This is a genomic window from Streptomyces xylophagus (assembly GCF_000716435.1).
In the GTDB taxonomy this organism is placed as follows: Bacteria; Actinomycetota; Actinomycetes; order Streptomycetales; family Streptomycetaceae; genus Streptomyces; species Streptomyces xylophagus.
The window spans coordinates 60480-80993 of the sequence record NZ_JNWO01000027.1; the positions used below are offsets into that span (position 1 = coordinate 60480).

The window sequence follows — 20514 nt, forward strand, 5'->3', positions numbered from 1 at the left end:
GATCACCCGTGGCCGGACTGAGTCTTGGACCACTGCTTCGCTACGCCGACGGCTCGTCCGCGACCGTATGGGTCGAGGCGAGCCGTCCGTGTACCGCCGAGGTGCGCTGCGCGGACGGCGCCCGCGGCACGTCCCGCACCTTCCAAGTGGCGGGCCACCACTACGCGTTGGTGCCGGTGGAGGGCCTCACGCCCGGGACGTCGACGCCGTACGAGGTGTTCCTGGACGGCACGCGTGTATGGCCGTTGCCCGACTCGTCGTTCCCGCCGTCCGTGATCCACACGCCGGACGCCGACGGTACGGTCCGCGTCGCGTTCGGCTCCTGCCGCTGGGCCGCGCCGCCCGCCGACGACCACGATCCGGTGGGCCCGGACGCCCTGGACACACTGGCCTCGCGCATCGCCCGCGATCCGGAGTCCGAACGGCCGGACGTACTCCTCCTGTTGGGCGACCAGGTGTACGCCGACGAGGTCTCCGACGCGACCCGCCGCTGGCTCTCCGCCCGCCGCGATCTGCGCGAGCCGCCCGGCAGCGAGGTCGCGGACTACGAGGAGTACACCCGCCTCTACTACGAGTCCTGGCTCGACCCGGAGATCCGCTGGCTGCTGTCCACCGTGCCGAGTTGCATGATCTTCGACGACCACGACGTCATCGACGACTGGAACACCAGCGCCGCCTGGCTGACCGACATGCGGGCCACCCCGTGGTGGCGCGAGCGACTGCTCAGCGGCCTGATGTCGTACTGGGTCCATCAGCACCTCGGGAACCTCTCCCCCGCCGAACTCACCGCCGATCCCCTCTACTTGGCGGTCCGCGACACCCCCGACGGCACCGACGAACTCCGCGCCTTCGCCTGCCGCGCCGACGCCGACCCGGCCTCCGTCCGCTGGAGCTACCGGCGCGACTTCGGCCGCGTACGGCTGCTGATGGTGGACAGCAGGGCGGCCCGCGTCCTCGACGAGCAGCACCGCGCGATGCTCGACCCCGGCGAGGCCGACTGGCTGCGCACCCAGGCCCTCACGGACCCCTCCTCCTACGACCACCTCCTCATCGGCACCTCGCTCCCCTGGCTGCTGCCCCATCTCATCCACGACGCCGAGTCCTGGGACGCGGCCCTGTGCCGGGGCGAACGGGGCACCCGCTGGGCCGACTTCGGCGAGAAGCTGCGCCGCGCGGCCGACCTGGAACACTGGGCGGCCTTCCCGGAGTCCTTCGAGGAGTTGGCAGGACTGATCGCCGAGGTGGGCTCGGGGGACGGCGCACCGGCGTCGGTGCTCGTGCTGTCAGGGGACGTGCATCACGCCTACATGGCGGAGCCCAAGTGGCGGACAGGACAGCCGAGTTCCCGCGTCCTCCAGCTCACCTGCTCCCCCGTCCACAACTCCATCCCCCCTTACATACGGGTCGGCTTCCGTTTCGCCTGGAGCGCCGTCGCCCGCGGTCTGGGCCGCCGCCTCGCCCGGCACGGCCACTGCCCCCACCCGTCGGTCAAGTGGCGCAGGACGGGCGGCCCTTGGTTCGGCAACCAGCTCATGACCCTTACGCTGCACGGCCGTTCGGCGAAGCTGCGGCTGGAACAGGCACGGGCGGACGGAACCCTGAAGACGGTGGAGGAGTCCCCCCTCACACCCCCGTGACCTCGCTGCGGGCATGATGATGCGGACCGTCCGCTTCCGGTGGGCGGTCTGCTCCATTGCGCCCCACACGCCCGGGAGTCCCCCCTTTGTCTGCAGTGAACGCGTTCGACGGCGAACCGGCATGCGTTTCCGTGGCCGTGGTCGGCGCCGGTCCGCGCGGCACCAGCGTCCTGGAACGCCTCTGCGCCTCCGCGCCGGAACTCCTCCCGCCCGGCACCCGGCTCACCGTCCACGTCGTCGACCCGGCGCCCCCGGGCCCCGGCCGGGTCTGGCGCTCCGCGCAGTCGCCCGAGCTGCTGATGAACACCGTGGCCTCGCAGGTGACCCTCTTCACCGACGCCAGCGTCGACTGCTCGGGCCCGATCCGCCCCGGACCCAGCCTGCACGAGTGGGCACCCGCCGAACTGGGCCCGGACGACTACCCCACCCGCGCCCACTACGGCCGCTATCTGGAGTGGGTGTTCGCCCGCACGGTCCGCGAGGCGCCCGAGTCCGTCCAGGTCGCGACACACAGGGCACGCGCCGTACGCCTCGACGACACACCCGACGGCCACCAGGCCCTCACCCTGGACAACGGCCGTACCCTGTCCGCCCTTTCGGCCGTGGTCCTGGCCCAGGGCCACCTCCCGACGGTCGGAGACACCGCCCAGCGCCACCTCTCCTCCTACGCCGACCGGCACGGCCTGTGCCACCTCCCGCCGGCCAACCCGGCCGACGTCGACCTGACCGTCGTACGCCCCGGCGAACCAGTGCTGTTGCGCGGCCTCGGCCTCAACTTCTTCGACCACACAGCCCTGTTGACGACGGGCAGGGGAGGCCGCTTCGTCCGCACGGGGAACGGTCTCCGTTACATCCCCTCCGGCAACGAGCCCCGCCTGTACGCCGGTTCACGCCGAGGCATCCCGTACCAGGCCCGCGGCGACAACGCGAAGGGCCCGCACGGCCGCCACACTCCCCGCGTCCTCACCCCGGAGGCCATCGCCGCCTTCCGCAAACGCGCCGACTCCGGCGAGGCACCCGACTTCCTCACGGAGATATGGCCGTTGGTGGCGAAGGAGGTCGAGACGGTCTACTACACCGCTCTGCTACGACCCTCCCGGCGCCCGGAGTTCGCAGAGCGCTTTCTCGGCGTCCCGCACCACGACCCCCAAGAAGCCCTGATACTCGACGAGTTCGGGGTCCCGAGCGCCGCCCGCTGGAGCTGGGACCGGTTGTCCCGCCCGTACACCGAACGCGATCTCGCCCACCCGGCGGCATGGCGGAACTGGCTGCTGTCGTATCTGCGCGAGGACGCCGAACACGCCGCGCTCGGCAATGTGGACGGCCCGGTCAAGGCGGCCCTGGACGTGCTGCGCGACCTGCGCAACGAACTCCGGCTGGTCGTCGACCACGGCGGTCTCGCCGGTGCCTCGCGCCGCGACCACCTGGACCGCTGGTACACCCCGCTCAACGCGTTCCTGTCCATCGGCCCGCCCCGGCGCCGTATCGAGGAACTGGCCGCGCTGGTGGAGGCGGGCGTGGTGGAGGTGCTCGGGCCGCGGCTGGAGGTGCGGGAGGCGGAGGGCGCCTGGGTGGCACGCTCCCCGGCGGTGCCGGGCTCGGCGGTGCGGGTGACGACCCTCATCGAGGCACGCCTCCCCGAACCGGACCTGCGCCGCACCGCCGACGAACTGCTCGGCCGGCTGCTGAAGACGGGCCGGTGCCGGCCGCACACGGTGGACGGTTACGAGTCGGGCGGGCTGGACGTGACCCCGCGCCCGTATCGCCTGATGGACCGTCAAGGGCGCGCCCACGCACGGCGGTTCGCGTTCGGGGTGCCCACGGAGGGCGTGCACTGGGTGACCGCGGCGGGCGCCCGACCGGGCGTGGACTCGGTCACGCTGTCGGACGCGGACGCGGTGGCGCGAGCGGTGCTCCGTGCGGCGGCGGCGCCGGAGCGGACGCCGGTAGCCGCCCGCTCCTGGACGTATCCGCAGGTCAGGGAGACCAGCCGAACGGCACGGTGAAGCAGGCGGCGCGGACGCGGCTGCCCGGCATGTCGTGGATCACGACGGAGGACGCCTCGCCCTGCCGGAAGCCCCAGTCGTGTCGGGCACTCGCCTCGGCGGCGCCGGTGTCGTCGGCCGTGAAGTCGAGCCAGACCTCGTTGTCGGCGGTGACGTCGGCCGGGTCCGTGGACGGCTTGTGCTGGAAGTGCCCGCCCGCGGCGGCCGGGTCGGCGCCGCACGGCTTCTGGTGCACATGGACGGCGTACGCGTGCCCCGGCACCATCCCGTCGACCCGGAGCTTCACGGTCGTAGCACCGCTCGCCGCCGTGTGCTGACTCACCTGGATCCACGCGGCCGGTGGGACCAGCTTCGCGTCGTACGTCACCGCCGCCGACGGCACGAGGGCGCCGACCGGCGCGAACTTGGCGTCCGTCCGCATCCAGTACCCGTCAGGGGCGCCGACGCCTCCCACGGCACCCGCACCACCCGTCCCGCTCGCCAGCAGTGCCGCGACGACGGCGCCCGCGCATATGCCTGCCACCATGATGTGTACCGTTCCTCACGTTCAGGTGTACTCGGAGCCCCTTTACGTTGCTACGGGATGCGAGCCCGCCCCGCCCCTCGGGACGGGGCAGCCGAGTGAACAAGCTGTGCCGATCACACGCGCCCCCCGTGAATCTCCTGTCACTGCCCAGGCGTACGCTGTATGGCTGTCACTGGCCGTCCTTGCCGCGGCCCACGGGGGAGTTCACGGGGAGCCGCGTTGTTCGAGAGTGTGGGGTCGCTGACCGGCAGCCCATGGATCTACGCCATGATCGCCCTGTCCGTACTGCTTGATGTGTTCCTGCCGGTACTGCCGAGCGGGGTCCTGGTCATCGCGGCGGCCACGGCGGCGGCAGCGGGCACCGGCGCGGCGACCGACGCCGTTCCCGTCCCGCACGAGGTCCCCAGCATCCTGGCCCTGATCGCGTCCGCCGCCGCCGCGTCCGTACTGGGCGACCTGGTGGCGTACCGCCTCGCTTGGCGCGGCGGCGAACGCCTGGACCGCGCGATCTCCCGCTCCCGCCGCCTCACCACCGCGCAGGAACGTCTCGGCCAGGCCCTGGCCCGCGGCGGCGGCGCCCTGGTCATCCTGGCCCGCTTCGCCCCGGCCGGCCGCTCGGTCGTCTCCCTCGGCGCCGGCGCGGCCCACCGCCGCGCCCGCGATTTCCTCCCCTGGTCAGCCCTGGCGGGCCTGTCCTGGGCGGGCTACAGCGTGGCCCTCGGCTACTTCGGCGCCCAGTGGCTGGGCACGAGCTGGCTGGCGACGGGGGTGTCGTTGGTGGCGCTGTTCGGGGCGGGGGCGGGGGCGGCGTATGTGATGCGGAGACAGCCGGGGGTGGCGGCGGAGGCGACGGCGCCGTAGGTGGCTTGGGGACGTGGGGGCCGGGAGTAACGGCCGCGCCCCAGGGGCCAGGCGCCGGAGGCGCCGGCCCCTAAGGGGCGCGGGGAACTGCGCGCCCAGCCCCCACCGACCCGCAGACGAAGGCAACCGCTCCTTAGGGGTTGGGCGACGAAGTCGACCACCCCTAGGGGCGCGGGGAACTGCGCGACCGGCCCCCACCGCCCCGCGCCTTCATCACTACGCTCCCCGCGAAGCTCCCCGAACCTCAAGCCCCGCCAACAACTCCCCCGTAGCCTCCGCAATCAAGTCCACCGCACGGTCGAAAACCTCGCGATTGTGCGCCGCAGGCACCCGAAACCCGGAGACTTTCCGCACGTACTGCAGCGCGGCGGCGCGAACCTCCTCCTCCGTGGCCTCGTCGGGCAGGGCAGGCGGTCGAAGAGTCTTGATGCTGCGGCACATACACACAGTCTCGCGCGCCAAAAGCGATACCGCCGCCCCTCTCCCGAACACACCTGCGATGATCACCTCCGAGGCGGCCACCGTCACCACGCACGGGGCCGACCGACGAGAGGACCAAGAACATGGCGAACAACGAACTGACCGTGGCGATACTGGGCCCCGGCGGCGTGGGCGGCCTGCTCGCGGCACTGCTGTCCCGGGCCGGCCACAGGGTGATCTGCCTGGCCGGAGAAGAAACGGCCCACACCCTCCGTACAGACGGAATCCAGGTCCGCAGCGCCGGCTTCGGCGACTTCACCGCACCGGTGGAGGCGGACACGGAACTGCGCGAACCGGTCGACGCCTGCCTGATCACGGTCAAGGCAACGGCCCTGGACACGGCACTCACCCGCGTCCCCGCGACCGCACTGGGCGACGCCCTCCTCGTCCCGTTCCTGAACGGCGTGGAACACCCGGCACACCTGCGCGCCCGCTACACGCCCACCCAGGTCGCCCCCGCCGCCATCCGGGTCGAGTCAACTCGCGTGGCCCCAGGGGTGATTGAGCACGGCAGCCCATTCGCCGAAATCGACCTGACAGGCGACCCGGTCCCCCGCGAACGCCTGGACGCACTCGCAGCGGCACTGCGAACAGCCGGCCCCACCACCCGCGTCCTCCCCGACGAGACGGCGACCCTGTGGGCCAAGATGACATTCCTCGCCCCCCTCGCACTCCTCACCACCCGCTACGGCCTCCCCCTGGGCGACGTACGCACACGCCACCGCGAGGAGTTGACGGCCCTGCTGGAGGAGACTGCGGCGGTGAGCCTGTCCTACGGCGGCCCGTCGGACCCGGCGGGAGCGCTGGCCCGGTACGACACGTTCCCCCCGCAGACCAAGTCGTCGATGCAGCGTGACGCGGAGGCGGGCCGCCCGCTCGAACTGGACGCGATCGGCGGGGCGTTGCTGCGGGCGGCGGAGCGACAGGGGATCGCGGTGCCGGTAACGGCAAGGCTGGTAAGGGAGTTGGCGACACCGCCCACCGACTGACAGGCCACGTCACCCTGCGAGGTCGACCCGCCAGTCGTGGGAGGCGGCCCAGTGCCCCTTCGGGTACTCGAACTCCACCTCACCGAGCAGGGTGAACCCGGCTTTCCTGCACACCGAGTTGGACGCGTGATGGCCGACGCTCGGAAAGGCGTGCAGATACCGGTGCCGCCCGTCGGCCCGCGCCACCTCGACAACGGCGCGGGCCGCAAGGGCAGCGAGCCCGCGCCCCTGGAACTCGGGCAGCACGCCCCACCCGGTCTCCCACACCGACTCCTCCCGCCACTCCCGCTCCCAGAACCCGATCGAGCCGACGGTCTCCCCACTCCCCGCCGACTCGACCCGGTACATGCACCCCCGCCCCAACTCGACATACCGCCGATGCCGGGCAACGAGCTGCGCCTCGCTCTCGGGACCCCCCAAGTGCTCGGTCATCTCAGGGCTGTTGAGCCGCTCCAACAACCAGAAGTCACCGTCGCCCCACGGCCGGAGTCCCACCTGTTCCACGTCCATGCCGAGCACACTAGGCGCCCCCACTGACACCCTTCGGTTTCGGCGACCCTCAGCCGAGCTGCTCGGCCAGTCCGACGAGGATGCCCTCGGGGCCGCGGACGTAGCAGAGCAGGTAACTGTCCTCGAACTGCGCCACCTCGCCGACCAGTTCGGCACCATGGGCCTGTAGTCGAGCAAGGATCTCCTGGACGTCGTCGACGGCGAACATGATGCGCCGGATGCCCAGCGTGTTCGTCGGTGCGTGGGCCGGCTCGGCGGTGATCGCCTCCGGCGTGTGGAACTTCGTCAGCTCGAGCCGGCTGTGGCCGTCCGGGGTCCTCAACATCGCGACGTCCTGTCTGGCCCCGTCGATCCCGATGACCCGGTCCACCCAACGCCCCTCGACCGGCATCCTGCCCTCCAGCTCCATGCCGAGTTCGACGAAGAACGCGACAACGGCGTCAAGGTCGTCGACCACGATGAGGACGTTGTCCATCCGCTGGATCGTCATGCCGGTTCCTCCTTGGTGCGGTGTGGCCATGGTGGCCGTATCCACCCCTGGGACGGAGCCGTGGGGCCGTTCTCGACATTCTTCCCACCTGGGTTTCCGGTCCCTCGTCCGTGAGCGGATCGGCCGATGCGCGGCGGGGGTCGGCATTGACGAGGGTCAGGACCATGACGCCGGCGGCGATCACGATGTCTGAGCATCGACCACACGGACAAGATGCTGCGGCAGATCACGCTCATCCTCGACACACCGGCCCTGCCGGCCCGCTACCTGGAGCGGCAGTCGCAGTGGCAGGCAGAGATCACCGCATCCTCGCCCGGCGCACCGGACTGGACTCCGACGCCGACCTGCACCCCGCACTCGCCGCAGGCTGACCCCCGCCCGATCCCCCGAGCGCCCCGGAGTCGATGGCGCACGTCCACGTCCCGGTGACGCAGGACACCCACACCCGTTCGCATGAAGTCCCGGAAGGAACTCGCGACTCAAATTCGAACAGGCGTAGCATTAGCGCGTGGCTACGACCTATGACTTCCCGAGTGACCTCCTCGCCGGTCAGGAGGAGCTGCATCAGGTCCGGGCCGAGCTGTCGGCCCTGCTGAAGCGGCTGCCCTGGTCGGTCGAGCCCCTGGACGGGTTCAGCGACACGGGCGGCTGGCGCAAGGTGGAGCGCCCCGCCTCACCCGGCTGGACGCCCGACGAACAGGCCGAGGTGGAGAAGCTCCGGCAGCGGGAGCACGAGCTCGCGGTCTTCGTCAGCGGCCACCGTTTCTGGACGGAGGTGACGGCGACGGAGCGCGTGGACACCCGGATGAGGCTGAAGCACGCCCACGAGGCGCCATTCGAGGACGAACGGGCGGACAATGGCTAGCAGAAGCCCCATATCGCCGAAGCAACAGCTGAGAGGCGGCGATCAACCATGGCTGACCACCCGCACGCACTCCTCGTCCGCAAGGGCTACGACGCCTTCGTCCGCGGGGACATGGACACCCTGCGCGGACTGATGTCCTCGGACGTCACGCACCACGTCCCCGGCACGCACCCGTTGTCCGGTGACTTCAAGGGCCAGGACGCGGCCATCGACATGTACGGGCAGCTCTTCGCGCAGACGAACGGCACCCTGCACGTCGACCTCCGCACCGTCCTGGTCGACGGCCGAGGCCACGCGGTCACGCTCCACCAGGTCACGGCCGAGCGCGACGGCAAGCGCATCGACGAAACCGGAGGCATCGTCTTCCGCATCCTCGGCGACAAGATCACGGACCTGGACGAGTGCGTCGAGGACATCGACAAATCGAACGAGTTCTGGTCCTAGGGTCCTGGCGTCAGGGGTTCCCAGGGTCCTGGTCCCAGGGTCCTGGTCGCGCCCCGACTCGCCCCGACTCGCTCCGACTCGCCCCGAACTAAGGCTTCCGCAAAGCCCGTTGGGCCGCGAACAGAGCCACCACAGCCCCCACGGCTCCTACGACCGCCAGCCCGCCGGCACCGGCATCGGCGCCGGCGGCCCGGAAGCCGCGCGTCGAACGCCAGGACAGCACCGACCACCGTGACTGCGCGGACAGCACGGACCCCGTACTCAGCCACGACCCGGCCGAGACCATCGACAGGGCCGAGCCCATCGACCCGACCGACAGCGCGCTCCCGATCGACCCGACGGACAGGGCCGACCCGACGGACCCGATGGACAGCACGGACCCCACCGAGCCGATCGACAGCACGGAGTCGTGCGACCACAGGGACAGCACGGAGACGGAGGGCGTGGCGCCGGGTTCAGTCATGAATCCATCCTGCCCATCAACGGCGGGAATCGCGACACCGGCGCACGAGTTGAGCCCGGGGCTCTCCAACTGCCCTTGCCGGGAAGGGCAGTAGCAGGGATTTCAGAGCTGATGCCACCACGGCACGCCGAGATCGCCGATCATGATGTTCTTGGCCCTCGCAATGATCTTGTCGTCGAGGGCGGAGACAAGGGCGCGCAGTTCGCGTGCACTCTTCGTGGGCAGAGCGTGCAGAACCGCTTCGAGGTGATCGCGGAAGTACGCCACGTCACAACAGCCGGGGATGCCGCACCGGATCGCGGTCACCGGGTCCGCGATCAGCCTGAGCGGGCCGTGGGCGAGGGCCTTCCAGTGCCAGAACGCATCCGCTGTTTCGCCGGGCGGGAAGCGGGAGCGTTCGAGTCGGCGCAGATCGGCCGCGCAGGAGCCTGACAGGCGGTCGATGCACGGGTGGCGTCGTCGACTCCCGTGCCGGAGGGGGAGTTCGCCCCGCAGGGCGGACGGGCGCCTACGCGGCACTGCCCTTTCGGTTGTAGGTCATGAGGGCAAGGTACAGAACCGCGCATCAGGCAGCCACCGACTTGATCCTCCGTACGATGCCGCGCATGACCGGAAGCGTCGTGCTGTGGGACTTCGACGGGACCTTGGCGTTCCGGGACGGCATGTGGCGTGGGTGCCTCGTCGAGGCGTTGAGCGAGGTCGCGCCCGGGCTCGGTGTAGTCGGTGCCGATGTGCGGCCCGGGCTGCGCGACGGCTTTCCCTGGCATCGGCCCGAGACCGGGCATCCCGAGCTGGGCTCCCCCGACGCCTGGTGGGACGCGCTTCAACCGCTCTTCGTGAAGGCGTACGTCGACGCGGGCGTCGACGCCCGGCTCGCCGCCCGCGCCGCGCGGGGCGTACGGACCCACTACACCGACGCGAGCCGCTGGACCGTCTTCCCCGACAGTGTCGCCGCACTGGAGGAACTCGCCGCGGCCGGCTGGCTCCATGTCATCGTCAGTAACCATGTGCCGGAGCTCGACGGTCTGCTGCACGATCTCGGGCTCGGCGGACACTTCACGGCTGTCGTCAACTCCTCGCTCGTCGGCTGGGAGAAGCCGCACCGGCGGATCTTCGAGGTGGCGTTGGAGCGGGCCGGATATCCCGAGCGGGTCTGGATGGTCGGCGACAACCCGGTGGCCGATGTCGCCGGCGCCCGGGCCGTCGGAATCCCCGGCATCCTCATCCGCGCGGGACATGACGACGGGCTGCGACCGGCCGTACGGCGCGTCCTCGACGGGGATGTGGACTCCATGGGGACTTCGAGCACGGGAAGAGGCCTCCCGGAGATCTCTCCGGAAGGCCTCTGACCTGCTGCTTATCCTGGTGGGCGCGGACGGTTTCGAACCGCCGACATTCGCCTTGTAAGGGCGACGCTCTACCCCTGAGCTACGCGCCCAGGACGAGTCGACAGCCTACATTGCCGGGGGGCCTGTCCTGCAAACCCGTATCGCCACGGAAGAAGGTCAAGGGGGAGGTCAGGGGAACGTCGAGGGGAAGGTCAGGGCACTGTCGGGGGTTTACCCCACCCCCGGTCCGGGAGCGCACCGGATGCCCCCGCGGACCGCCGCTCCCTACGGTCGTAGGGAGCCGTAGGAGTCACCGGGACTCCGCGTCCGTCCCAGGGGGAAATCACCGTGACCCGCACCCGAACCCGTGGCCGCACCCGCGCCACCCGCGCCCTCACCGCGACCACCGCCCTCGCCCTGCTTCTCCTCGGCGCCACCGCCTGCGGGACCGCCTCCGCCGGTGACGACAAGCATCCCGATCACCGCGCCTTCGCGCTGCCCGGCCGTACTCTCACGATCGACTCCGACGACTCGGCGCTCGAGATCGTCGCCGCGGACTCGAACCCGGCCGGGAAGATCGAGGTCACCCGGTGGTGGCAGGGAAGCGTGGCGATCGGTTCGGATCCCAAGGTGACCTGGGCGATGGACGGCGACCGGCTGAAGCTGCGGATGAAGTGTTCCGGTGTGATCGCCGACTGTTCGGTCAAGCACCGGATCGAGGTGCCGCGCGGGGTCGCCGTCAAGGTGGAGGACGGGGACGGGAGCGTGCGGGCGCGGGGGTTCACGGACGCGCTGAGTGTGCGTACGCACGACGGGTCCGTGCACGTGACCGACTCCACCGGGCCGCTGACGCTGCACAGCGGGGACGGGTCCGTGCACGCCGAGGTGTCGTCCCGGCAGGTGCACGCGACCACCGGTGACGGGTCCGTGCACCTCGAACTCGGCGCCGTACCGGACCTGGTGGAGTCCCGCAGCGGCGACGGGTCCGTGACGATCGCGTTGCCCAAGGGGGCGGCCAAGTACCGCGTGACGACCAAGACCGGGGACGGAGGGGTGGATGTGTCCGTGCCTCGGGACTCGTCGAGTTCTCATGTGGTGACCGCCCACACGGGCGACGGGAAAGTCACGGTGCGGAACGCGAACTGACCGGCCCGTGTGTTCGTCCTCTACCGGTGGGAGAATGACAGCGGTCAGGACGAAAGACACGGGAGAGGGATGTGACGGCGACACCAGCGCAGCCGTATTCGCCGCTCACACGGCCCCGGCGCGGTTCCGCCGCCGAGCGTGCCCGTACGACCAGGGCCGTTCTCGACACCCTCACGGTGATGGGCCTCCCGCTGCTCGTCGGTGTGCTCGCGCTGCCCGCCGCGTTCGCGGGCGGTGGCACCCGGCGCTGGTTCGGCGGGCGGGCGGACAGCCAGCGGGCCGAGGCGCAGGCGGCGAAGGACGCGGCGGCTGCCGCGTTCTACGAGCTGGACACCGCCCAGCGGGATCTGCGGATCTCGATAGACACCATCACCGCGGTCGACGACTCGCCGGCCGCCCGGCGCGCAGTGACCGACTTCGAGGCGCTGGGCCGGCGCATCGACGAGGCGAGCGGGCGGTACATCAACGCCGTCGACGCGCACGACCTCGACCGCGATGACCTGGAGGCCGCCGCCGCGAACCGCGCCCGTACCGAACTGACCGCCGCCAAGGACCAGTTGGGCCAGGTCAAGCAGGAGCTGGACCGGTTCGAGAGCGGGCTCGGGCCGCTGCTCGGCAAGGCGGAGACCCAGCTGGCCCGGCTGGCACCGGCCGTCGAGCGGGCCCGGCAGGCACTGCTCGCCGCCAGCAACGCCCTGGACGCCGTACGGGCATCGGGGCTGCGGGCCGACGCGCTCGCCGCCCGGCTCGCCGCGCTCGGCCCCGAGCTGACGAAGCTGAACCAGGGCGCCGGGCAGCACGGCGTACCGCAGACGTTGGAGCGGGCGACGCAGGTCGCCCGGGAGGCGGAGGCCATCAGGGCCGAGGCCGACGGGCTGCCCGAGCGGGCCGCCGAGATCGACCACCGGCTGGTGTCGTTGCGGACCCGCGCCCAGGCGCTGACCACCCGCGCCGGCCAGGTCGACCCGGTGCTGAGCGAGCTGCGGCGGCGCTTCTCCGCCGCCTGCTGGCAGGACCTCCAGCACGTCCCGGACCAGGCCGGCGAGAACGTACGGCAGGCCGAGGCGAAGCTGAAGGAGGCGCAGGCGGCCCGGGACGCGCAGCGCTGGCCGGACGCCACGTCACTGCTGTCGACCGTACGGGCGCTGCTGAACACCACCGACGAGGCCGTGTCGGCCGCGGGTGACCGGCTGCGCCGACTGAACGCCGTACAGAAGGACCCCCAGCAGGAGATCGACCGCACCCGCTTCGCGATCCGCGACGCCCAACGCCTCGCGATGACGGGCCGCACCACCCCCGAACCGCGCCACGCCCGCCCCCTCGACGACGCCGTCGCCCGCCTCGACCGCGCGATCACCACGCTGGAGGGCCGCCACCCCGACTACTGGCACTTCCTGACGGAGACGGAGGCCGTACGGCAGTCCGTGGCGCGGGTGGTCGGCCAGATCCGCGAGGAGCGCGGGACCGCCGCCGGGCACTGAGGTCGTCCGAGCGCGACTGCCAGTACCTCCCGCAGTGGTGTCGGCGGACTCCCGCAGGAGACGGGGTCGTCGTGCAGGGCGGACACGGTGTTGTTCTCGGTCCGCGTCGGTATGGTGGTCAGCCACAACTTGCCGTCAACTCGGCTGCTGTAGAGGCCAGTTGGGGTCGGGGCCGAGTGTACGGTGTCCGCCGCGCGGGGTCACTGCGAGGTCGTCCGGGGCGCGCGGATCGGTCGATCGCCGGCACGGTACGGTGTGCGGCAGTCGATCGCCCGTTCTGCGATCGCTGACCACCAAGGGGGTTTCATGATTCACCGCCGCCCGCGCCACCGTCGCAGACTGATCGCCATATCGGTCGGTTCGGCGGGTGCGCTGGCCGTCCTGCTGGGTGTGGGACTGACCTCGGCGATGGCCTCCGGGTCGTCGTCCGCCACGCCTGCGCCCACCGCGTCCTCGTCCGCCCCGACCACGCCCTGGGCGCCCGAGAACGACGAGAAGCCGCTGGGCAACCAGAAGACCGTACACCCGAAGACGCTCGCGGCCGGCCGCACGGCCTCGGCCGCTCTGCAGCTCAAGATCCCCGCACCGAGCGGGAAGTACAGCGTGGGCATGGTCGGCCTGCACCTCGTCGACAAGTCCCGTCCGGATCCGTATGTGTCCGGCAGCACGTCCCGCGAGCTCATGGTCTCGCTCTGGTATCCGGCCAAGTCCACGTCCGGGCACTACCAGGCGCCGTGGATGCCGTCGATCTCCGGCGCCCACTTCCTCGCCTCGCGCGGGCTGTCGCCGCAGCTGGTGACCCTGCCGGCCACGGCGGGTCATGTTCTCGCCCCGGTGAACACCGCGCTCGGCAAGCTGCCCGTCCTGCTCTACTCGACCGGGCTGCACTCGGACCGTGCGACGGGCACCGCGCTCGTCCAGGATCTCGCCAGCCGCGGCTACCTCGTCGTCACCGTCGACCACACGCATGACGCCAACGAGGTGCAGTTCCCCGGCAACCGGCTCGAGGTCAACAAGATGCCGGCGGGCACGCACTCCTCCGACACGCTCAAGGTGCGCGCGGCCGACATCAAGTTCGTCATCAACCAGCTCAAGACGCTCAGCACGGGCGGCAACCCGGACGCCGGCCACGCCACGCTCCCCACCGGGCTGGCGAAGGACGTCGACATGACGAAGATCGGGATGTTCGGCTGGTCGCTGGGCGGCGCGGCGGTCGACACCGCCATGCAGCTCGACAGCCGTATCGCCGCCGGTGCCAACCTGGACGGCCAGTTCTTCGGGACGGCGCCGAGCAAGGACCTGAAGCGCCCCTTCATGCTCTTCAGCTCAGGCACCCACAACCGCAACAACGACGCGTCGTGGCGCACGCTGTGGTCGCACCTGAAGGGATACAAGGTCGACATCAAGCTCAAGGGCGCGGCGCACCTGTCCTTCAGCGACAACGAGTGGATGGTGACCCAGGAGGCGCGCCTGCTCGGGCTCTCCCAGGCGCAGCTCCAGCAGCAGTACGGCACGATCGACCCGACCCGCGCGATCGCGGTCCAACGCGTCTATCTCGCGGCCTTCTTCGACCAGGAGCTGCTCAAGAAGCACAGCACCCTGCTCGACGGGACCAGCAGCAAGTACCCGGAGATCTCGTTCGTCCCCTGACCGGACGACCGATCGGACATCCGAAGGGCGGTTCCCGTTCACGGGTCCGCCCTTCGACGTGTCGGGAGTGGTGCCCCAGCACCTCCCGGCCGCCCAGTGGCCCGTTCACACGTACGACACTGGGGTGATTGTGTGATGGTAATGTGACGGCGCCAGGGCGCAAGGCTAGAACGTTCGACTTATCGAACAATCGGGCGCCCGGTGCCAGTTGAGGAAGGATCCCCCGCCCTGCCCTCCGCCCCCCGGGCGCCGCGCCGACACCGCATCCGCCGCCGCGCCGATATGCCGATACTTGGCGGGGTGCGCCCGCCGGTCGCCGCACTCGTCGTACTTTTGCTGGTGGTCGCCGCCCTGACCGTGATCAGCCTCGACGGCATCCACGCCGGACGGGTCCCGCAGGCCGTGTCCGACGGGGAGCAGCAGATCGCCGCGGACACCGCACTGTCGCTGCGCACCACGATCGACGCCGAGGCGCGCACGGTACGCCGTACGGCCAACGCCTACCCGGCGACAGGCGCATCGACCCCCGCGAACGCGCTCAAAGGACTGACTTCCGCCAGGAAGGCGATCCTCGGCAGTGCGCTGCTCGACCCGCACACCGGCAAACTGCTGGCGGCCGGCGGGCGGACCGTGCAGCTGGCCGGCGTGAACGTCGTCAGGACGGCGTCCGGGCACGGGGCGATCCCGGCCCGGCTGGTGACGTCGAGCGGCACGCGGCAACTGCTGTACTTCGCCAGGGTCACGCTGCCCGCGCAACAGGACGACGCCAACCAGGACCAGAACCAGGTCTCGACCCAACGGCAGTGGCTGCTGGTGGTCTCCGAGGCGCTCCCCACCCCCACGGTGTACGGCGACGGACGCACCGCCCGAGTGCTGGACGCGAGCGGCACCGCGCTCGCCACCACGACCCACGGCACGGCGTCGCCGGCCGCAGCCGACAGCGGTCTGCCCTCGGCGGCGACCCGCGCGGCGAAGGGGTCGGGGAGTGACAGCGACGCCTCGGGAAGCCTGCTGGGCGCCGCCACGGACAGCCGGCGCACGGTGGCCGGCTGGGCCCAGGTCGCTTCGACGACCGGTCCGGGCGACACCGACGACCTCGGTCTGGTGGTGCTCACCTTCCGCGCGGTGCCCCTCACGACCACCGCCGTCGACTACTCGGGCTTCGCGCTCCAGGCCGCGGGGGCGCTGGTCGTGCTCGCGCTGCTGCTCGGGCTCGCGCTGCACTTCTTCCTGCAGCGGCCGCTGCTGTGGCTCTACCTGTCCGCCGGCCGCCTGGCCCGGGGCGCGACCGAGGACGGGCCGACCGCGTGGGAGGAGCTGTCCCGGCCGGTGCCGGTGAACGGCATCGGTGAACTGGCCCGGACCGGGCGGGCGTTGGAGTCACTGCGCCGGCAACTGCTCGGCGAGAGCGGCCCGCAGGAGTTCCCGGTCCGGCGCGGACCGGGCTACCGGGCGCTGGCCTGGGTCGGCGTGCTGGTGGTGGTCTGCTGGACCGTACCGATGATCTTCGTGTTGAACCGGGCGGACACAACTACCGCGGTTCCGGCTCCGGTTCTCGCCGTCCAGCAGACGCGCACCGAAATCGCGTCGAACCGGATCCGGCAGTCCCTCGACCAGTTGTATACAGACCTGAGCGACGTGACCGCGAGTCTGCCGGGCACGAGCCGGGCCGCCCAGACCAAGGTGCTGCGGAACACCCTCGCCGACCACAAGCAGTTCCGCTCGCTGTATCTCCTGGACCGCTCGGGCGACATCACGCTGCGCGTGGGCGGCACACCGCTGCGCACCCTCGTCCACGTGCCCGACGGCGGCGGGATCACCACTGTCAACACCTCGGGCCGGATCCCGGCGATCGCCGCCTACGCCCAGGTGGGGGCTGCCAAGGGCAAGGCCCCGGCGGCCGGTGTGGTCCTGTTCGGCGAGATCGACGTGAAGGCCCTCAACTCCATACTGCCCAGGCCGAAGTTGGGCAGCGTCTGGGTGACGGACGGCGACGACAAGGTGCTGGCGGCGAGTGTGGGCTACCGCGCCTTCCAGTCACTGCCCGACTCCGGCCTGAGCCGTCTCGCCCGCGCCACCCAGGGCGCCCCGGGGACCGCGGGTACCGCGACCTCGCGGGTACTCCGTACGTCCTCCGGGCCGTCGGTCGACGCCGCCGCGCCGCTGGCACAGAGCGGCCCGACGGCCCACCTCGGCTGGCACGTGGTGACCGCGGAACCCGCGGCCGCGCTCCAAATTCCCGCGGTGCAGGCCGAGCAGCGCACCACGCTCGCGGGCATCCTGGGCCTCACCCTGGGCTCGGCCTGCCTGGGCTGGCTGTATGTCGTGGTGATCCGGCCGCTGCGCTCGGTCGCGGTGCTCGTCGAGCGGCTCGCCGGCGGAGACCGCCGTACCGTGCTGCATCCGGTCAACCACGACGAGGTCGGCTCGGTCACCCGCAGCCTGGAACTGATCCGCCAGGCCCTGGCGGAACGCGACCGGATGGCCAGATCCGGCCACGCCGCCGGGCCCTCCCCGTCCCTGCGTCAGACCACCCTCCAGCGGTAGAAGGACGGAATCGGCGTGCTCTTCCTCTATGTCATAGTCCTGCTGTGCTGCGGCGGGCTGTGGGTCGCCGGAATCGTCGAGCAGCGGCGGCACTTCGCCTCGCTGGAGCAGATACCGACGCGGGTGCTGGTCAACGGCATCCGCGGCAAGAGTTCGATCACCCGGCTCTGCGCGGGCGCGCTGCGCGGCGGCGGCCTGGTCACGGTGGCCAAGACCACCGGCACCGCGGCCCGGTTCATCCATCCGGATGCCACCGAGGAGCCGGTGTACCGCAAGTTCGGGCTGGCCAACATCGTCGAGCAGATCGGCATCGTGCGGCGGGCGGCGACCTACCGGCCGGACGCGCTGGTGATCGAGTGCATGGCGGTGATGCCCGCGCTGCAGGAGATCAATCAGGAGAAGCTGATCCGTTCCACGATCGGCGTGCTGTGCAATGTCCGCGAGGACCATCTGGAGGAGATGGGGCCGACGCTGGACGATGTCGCCCGCTCGCTCTCCCGCTCGATGCCGGTGGGCGGGGTGTGCGTGACGGCGGAGAAGGACCGGCTGCACATCCTCCAGGAGGAGGCCGACAAGCGGAACTGCCGTCTGATCGCGGTCGATCCGGAGTCGGTGACCGACTCCGAGCTGCGCGGCTTCAGCTGGTTCACCTTCAAGGAGAACGTGGCGATCGCGCTCGCCGTCGCCGAACTGCTCGGCGTGGAGCGGCAGACCGCGATGCAGGGCATGTGGGACGCGCCGCCCGACCCGGGCGTGCTGTCGGTGGAACGCTATGTCACCCCCGAGGGCAAGCGGCTGCGGTTCGCCAACGTCTTCGCGGCCAACGACCCCGAGTCGACGCTGATGAACGTCCGGCAGCTGGAGGAGCTGGGCGCGATCCGACAGCCGGTCAACGTCGTCATCAACTGCCGCCCGGACCGGGTCGAGCGCAATGGACAGATGGGCGCGATCGTGCCCGCCCTCGCCGCCGAGACGGTGTTCCTGATCGGCCACCCGACCAAGAGCGCCCGCGACGCGATTCCGGCCGGCTTCACCGGGCGGGTGGTGGATCTCGGCGGCGACCGCCGGGACCCCGAGGAGGTGACCGAGGCGATCCTCGCGGAACTCGGCCCGTCCTCCTCGCTGGTGGCGATCGGCAACATCCACGGCCAGGGCGAGCTGTTCCTGGAATGCCTCGCCGGGCTGCCGCTGGACGACCCCGAGGAATCGCTCGACGCCGTTCCGCACGGCGACGGCCTGGACCAGGAGACGATGCAGATCGTGCTGGTCCGGCCACAGGTCGCGATGGGCCGGCCGCCCGAGCCGGAGCCGTACAGCTGGGTGGCACCGCTGGAGACAACCCAGAGCATCCACATCCCGGAGCAGCGCGAACTCGCCCGCCGCTTCGCCGCCCGCCACGGGCGGCCCGACGGCCAGCACGCCGAAGGCGACCCGCAGAACTCCTACGATCCGTCCCAGCTCACGAGGAACCCGTGATCCCCGCCGACCTCACCGCACAGACCGCCGCACTCGGGATCGCCCTCGGGCTGGTCTTCTCGCTCGTCTGCTATCTGACCACCAACCTCTCCCCGGGCGGAATGATCACCCCGGGCTGGATCGCCCTCACGCTCGTCACCGACGTGCAGTTGGCCGGGCTGATGGTCTGTGTGGCGACCCTCACGTACTTCACGACGAAACTGCTCCAGCGCACGGTGATTCTCTACGGCAAACGGCTGTTCGCCGCCGTGGTGCTGACCGCGGTGCTGATACAGACCACCGTGATGCTCGCCCTGAATCACGAGTTCCCGCTGCTGTACACCTCACAGACCCTTGGCTTCATCGTCCCCGGTCTGGTCTCCTACCAGATGGTCCGTCAGCCGATGGCTGCCACGCTCATCTCGACCACGGCGGTGACGCTGGCCACGTACGTGGTACTGGTCTCCGGTCTCCTGATCGGCGTCCTGCCCACCGGCTGACCCGCCCACCGCGCTCTCACCCCGTACTTCCAGGAGGATCGGCCATGCACTCCCACTCCGCCGGCAGAAGCAGCCGCCCGACCCGCCGCGCCCTGCTCGGGACGATCGCGGGCGTGGCGGCCGTCGGGGCGACGGGCGGGTACGCCTGGAACCGGCTCGGCCACGACAGCGGCGACGACGGCGGCACGACCGCCGACGGCGCGGGCACCGGCTCGAACACCGGGAAGCAGACCTTCGAGCGGCTGTCCTCCCCCGACCGCACCGTGGTCCGCGGCTCCGACGGCGGCACGCTCGCCACGTTCACCGACGGAGCCCGTACGGCCGTACTCACCGGGCCCACCCGCACCTTCAGCGAGCGGCGGACCACCGAGTCCAAGGTGACCACGGACGCCTGGGTGCGGGTGCTGCCGCACACATGGCAGCAGGGCATGGAGAAGTCCGCCTGGTTCAAGAGCTGGTTCGGCAAGACGCTCGGCGACACCAGCGCGGACGTCTTCGCGGTGGCGTTCCAGTACAGCAGCGCCGGGGCGCCCGCCAAGCACAACGCCGACGACGTGCGCTACGCGGGCACCGCGCACTTCGGCCCGCGCAATTCCAAGGTCGCCAACCCGCTGGACTTCGCCTACTACGACGAACAGTCCGACTTCTACGACTATCTGGGCGTTCCCTGGGACTTCGACGGCACGCGCGTGCAGCCGGAGCAGGCCCGCTACGGCTGCGTCGACTGCTCCGGCTTCCAGCGTCTGGTGTGGGGCTACCGCATGGGCTTCCCCATGCACAACACCAACACCAAGGGCACCGGTCTGCCGCGCCGCGCCTACGCCATCGCCGCCTACGGTCCCGGCCAAGTGGTGATCCCCCACACCGGCACGAAGCAGGCCACCGACCTGAGCATCCTGCAACCCGGCGACCTGGTCTTCTTCGCCATCATCAAGGACCGGCCGGACTTCATCGACCACGTGGGCATCTACATGGGCCTCGACGACCAGGGTCGCCACCGCTTCTACTCCAGCCGCTCCGCCGCCAACGGCCCGACCATGGGCGACCTTTCGGGCCACGCGCTGCTGGACGGCACCGACTTCTACGCCCGCGGCTTCCGGTCGGCCCGCCGCCTGTGATCCCGCCACCAGTGCACC

Annotated in this window: 21 protein-coding genes and 1 tRNA gene; 15 read left to right on the forward strand and 7 right to left on the reverse strand. The window is 71.0% G+C overall.

Translation table 11 applies throughout. From position 1 onward, the window contains the following. The first annotated feature begins 8 nt into the window (after positions 1-8). Positions 9-1637 carry an alkaline phosphatase D family protein gene (locus OO70_RS41145; protein WP_043683787.1) on the forward strand — a complete coding sequence of 543 codons (1629 nt, stop codon included), beginning with the start codon at positions 9-11 and terminating at the stop codon, positions 1635-1637. 86 nt (positions 1638-1723) lie between these two features. Then, a complete protein-coding gene (locus OO70_RS41150; protein ID WP_043683789.1) occupies positions 1724-3643 on the forward strand; it encodes an FAD/NAD(P)-binding protein in 1920 nt (639 codons plus the stop codon). Here the strand turns inward: OO70_RS41150 and OO70_RS41155 are convergent. Then, positions 3615-4169, reverse strand: coding sequence for a superoxide dismutase family protein (locus OO70_RS41155; RefSeq protein WP_043683791.1), 555 nt, complete (start codon positions 4167-4169; stop codon positions 3615-3617). The two genes, OO70_RS41150 and OO70_RS41155, sit on opposite strands and share 29 nt — an antisense overlap. A 267-nt stretch (positions 4170-4436) precedes the next feature. Here OO70_RS41155 and OO70_RS41160 point away from each other — a divergent pair, with 267 nt between their 5' ends. Continuing rightward, positions 4437-5030: a DedA family protein gene (locus OO70_RS41160; protein WP_106971860.1), complete on the forward strand. Its 594-nt coding sequence runs from the start codon at positions 4437-4439 to the stop codon at positions 5028-5030. Positions 5031-5246: 216 nt separating this feature from the next. On the opposite strand, the gene OO70_RS41165 is transcribed toward OO70_RS41160, so the two are convergent. Then, positions 5247-5471, reverse strand: coding sequence for a DUF2277 domain-containing protein (locus OO70_RS41165; RefSeq protein ID WP_043683896.1), 225 nt, complete (start codon positions 5469-5471; stop codon positions 5247-5249). A 122-nt stretch (positions 5472-5593) separates the two neighbouring features. Between OO70_RS41165 and OO70_RS41170 the strand changes: the two genes are divergently transcribed. Then, entirely contained in the window at positions 5594-6499 is a 906-nt protein-coding gene (locus OO70_RS41170) for a ketopantoate reductase family protein (protein WP_043683794.1), read from the forward strand. A 9-nt stretch (positions 6500-6508) separates the two neighbouring features. On the opposite strand, the gene OO70_RS41175 is transcribed toward OO70_RS41170, so the two are convergent. Together OO70_RS41175 and OO70_RS41180 are read right to left on the reverse strand one after the other, a co-directional pair. Further along, a complete protein-coding gene (locus OO70_RS41175) occupies positions 6509-7009 on the reverse strand; it encodes a GNAT family N-acetyltransferase (RefSeq protein ID WP_043683796.1) in 501 nt (166 codons plus the stop codon). 49 nt (positions 7010-7058) lie between these two features. Continuing rightward, positions 7059-7499, reverse strand: coding sequence for a VOC family protein (locus OO70_RS41180; RefSeq protein ID WP_043683797.1), 441 nt, complete (start codon positions 7497-7499; stop codon positions 7059-7061). A gap of 213 nt (positions 7500-7712) precedes the next feature. Here OO70_RS41180 and OO70_RS55560 point away from each other — a divergent pair, with 213 nt between their 5' ends. The 3 genes from OO70_RS55560 (at position 7713) to OO70_RS41190 (ending at position 8808) form a co-directional block, all read left to right on the forward strand. Beyond that, positions 7713-7928 carry a hypothetical protein gene (locus OO70_RS55560; protein WP_199827506.1) on the forward strand — a complete coding sequence of 72 codons (216 nt, stop codon included), beginning with the start codon at positions 7713-7715 and terminating at the stop codon, positions 7926-7928. 79 nt (positions 7929-8007) lie between these two features. Then, positions 8008-8364, forward strand: coding sequence for a hypothetical protein (locus tag OO70_RS41185; RefSeq protein ID WP_043683799.1), 357 nt, complete (start codon positions 8008-8010; stop codon positions 8362-8364). Between the two features lie 48 nt (positions 8365-8412). Continuing rightward, positions 8413-8808, forward strand: a complete 396-nt coding sequence (locus OO70_RS41190) for a nuclear transport factor 2 family protein (protein WP_043683801.1) — start codon at positions 8413-8415, stop codon at positions 8806-8808. 88 nt (positions 8809-8896) lie between these two features. Here OO70_RS41190 and OO70_RS41195 read toward each other — a convergent pair whose 3' ends face one another. Next, complete coding sequence (locus tag OO70_RS41195; protein ID WP_043683803.1) at positions 8897-9271, reverse strand: hypothetical protein; 375 nt, start codon at positions 9269-9271, stop codon at positions 8897-8899. Positions 9272-9373: 102 nt separating this feature from the next. Then, positions 9374-9790: a hypothetical protein gene (locus tag OO70_RS41200; protein WP_043683805.1), complete on the reverse strand. Its 417-nt coding sequence runs from the start codon at positions 9788-9790 to the stop codon at positions 9374-9376. An 86-nt stretch (positions 9791-9876) separates the two neighbouring features. Here OO70_RS41200 and OO70_RS51460 point away from each other — a divergent pair, with 86 nt between their 5' ends. Beyond that, a complete protein-coding gene (locus tag OO70_RS51460) occupies positions 9877-10620 on the forward strand; it encodes an HAD family hydrolase (protein ID WP_158711577.1) in 744 nt (247 codons plus the stop codon). Positions 10621-10634: 14 nt separating this feature from the next. Here OO70_RS51460 and OO70_RS41210 read toward each other — a convergent pair. After that, a tRNA-Val gene (locus tag OO70_RS41210) sits at positions 10635-10709 on the reverse strand. 238 nt (positions 10710-10947) lie between these two features. On the opposite strand from OO70_RS41210, the gene OO70_RS41215 reads away from it, so the two are divergent. The 7 genes from OO70_RS41215 to OO70_RS41245 all read left to right on the forward strand — a co-directional run bounded on the left by OO70_RS41215 (position 10948) and on the right by OO70_RS41245 (position 20496). Then, complete coding sequence (locus OO70_RS41215; protein WP_043683807.1) at positions 10948-11745, forward strand: DUF4097 family beta strand repeat-containing protein; 798 nt, start codon at positions 10948-10950, stop codon at positions 11743-11745. Between the two features lie 71 nt (positions 11746-11816). Continuing rightward, on the forward strand, positions 11817-13226 hold the full coding sequence (locus OO70_RS41220; RefSeq protein WP_043683809.1) for a hypothetical protein: 1410 nt from the start codon (positions 11817-11819) through the stop codon (positions 13224-13226). Between the two features lie 306 nt (positions 13227-13532). Continuing rightward, complete coding sequence (locus OO70_RS41225; protein WP_234337055.1) at positions 13533-14876, forward strand: alpha/beta hydrolase family protein; 1344 nt, start codon at positions 13533-13535, stop codon at positions 14874-14876. Between the two features lie 300 nt (positions 14877-15176). After that, positions 15177-17423 (forward strand): HAMP domain-containing protein, encoded by a 2247-nt coding sequence (locus OO70_RS41230; RefSeq protein ID WP_043683811.1) that lies wholly within the window; start codon positions 15177-15179, stop codon positions 17421-17423. A 15-nt stretch (positions 17424-17438) separates the two neighbouring features. After that, a complete protein-coding gene (pgsB, locus tag OO70_RS41235) occupies positions 17439-18899 on the forward strand; it encodes a poly-gamma-glutamate synthase PgsB (protein ID WP_043683813.1) in 1461 nt (486 codons plus the stop codon). Beyond that, complete coding sequence (locus tag OO70_RS41240; RefSeq protein WP_043683815.1) at positions 18896-19378, forward strand: poly-gamma-glutamate biosynthesis protein PgsC/CapC; 483 nt, start codon at positions 18896-18898, stop codon at positions 19376-19378. The genes pgsB and OO70_RS41240 overlap by 4 nt, the downstream gene beginning before the upstream one ends. Before the next feature lie 44 nt (positions 19379-19422). Then, positions 19423-20496, forward strand: a complete 1074-nt coding sequence (locus OO70_RS41245; RefSeq protein WP_043683817.1) for an NlpC/P60 family protein — start codon at positions 19423-19425, stop codon at positions 20494-20496. Positions 20497-20514 lie beyond the last annotated feature (18 nt).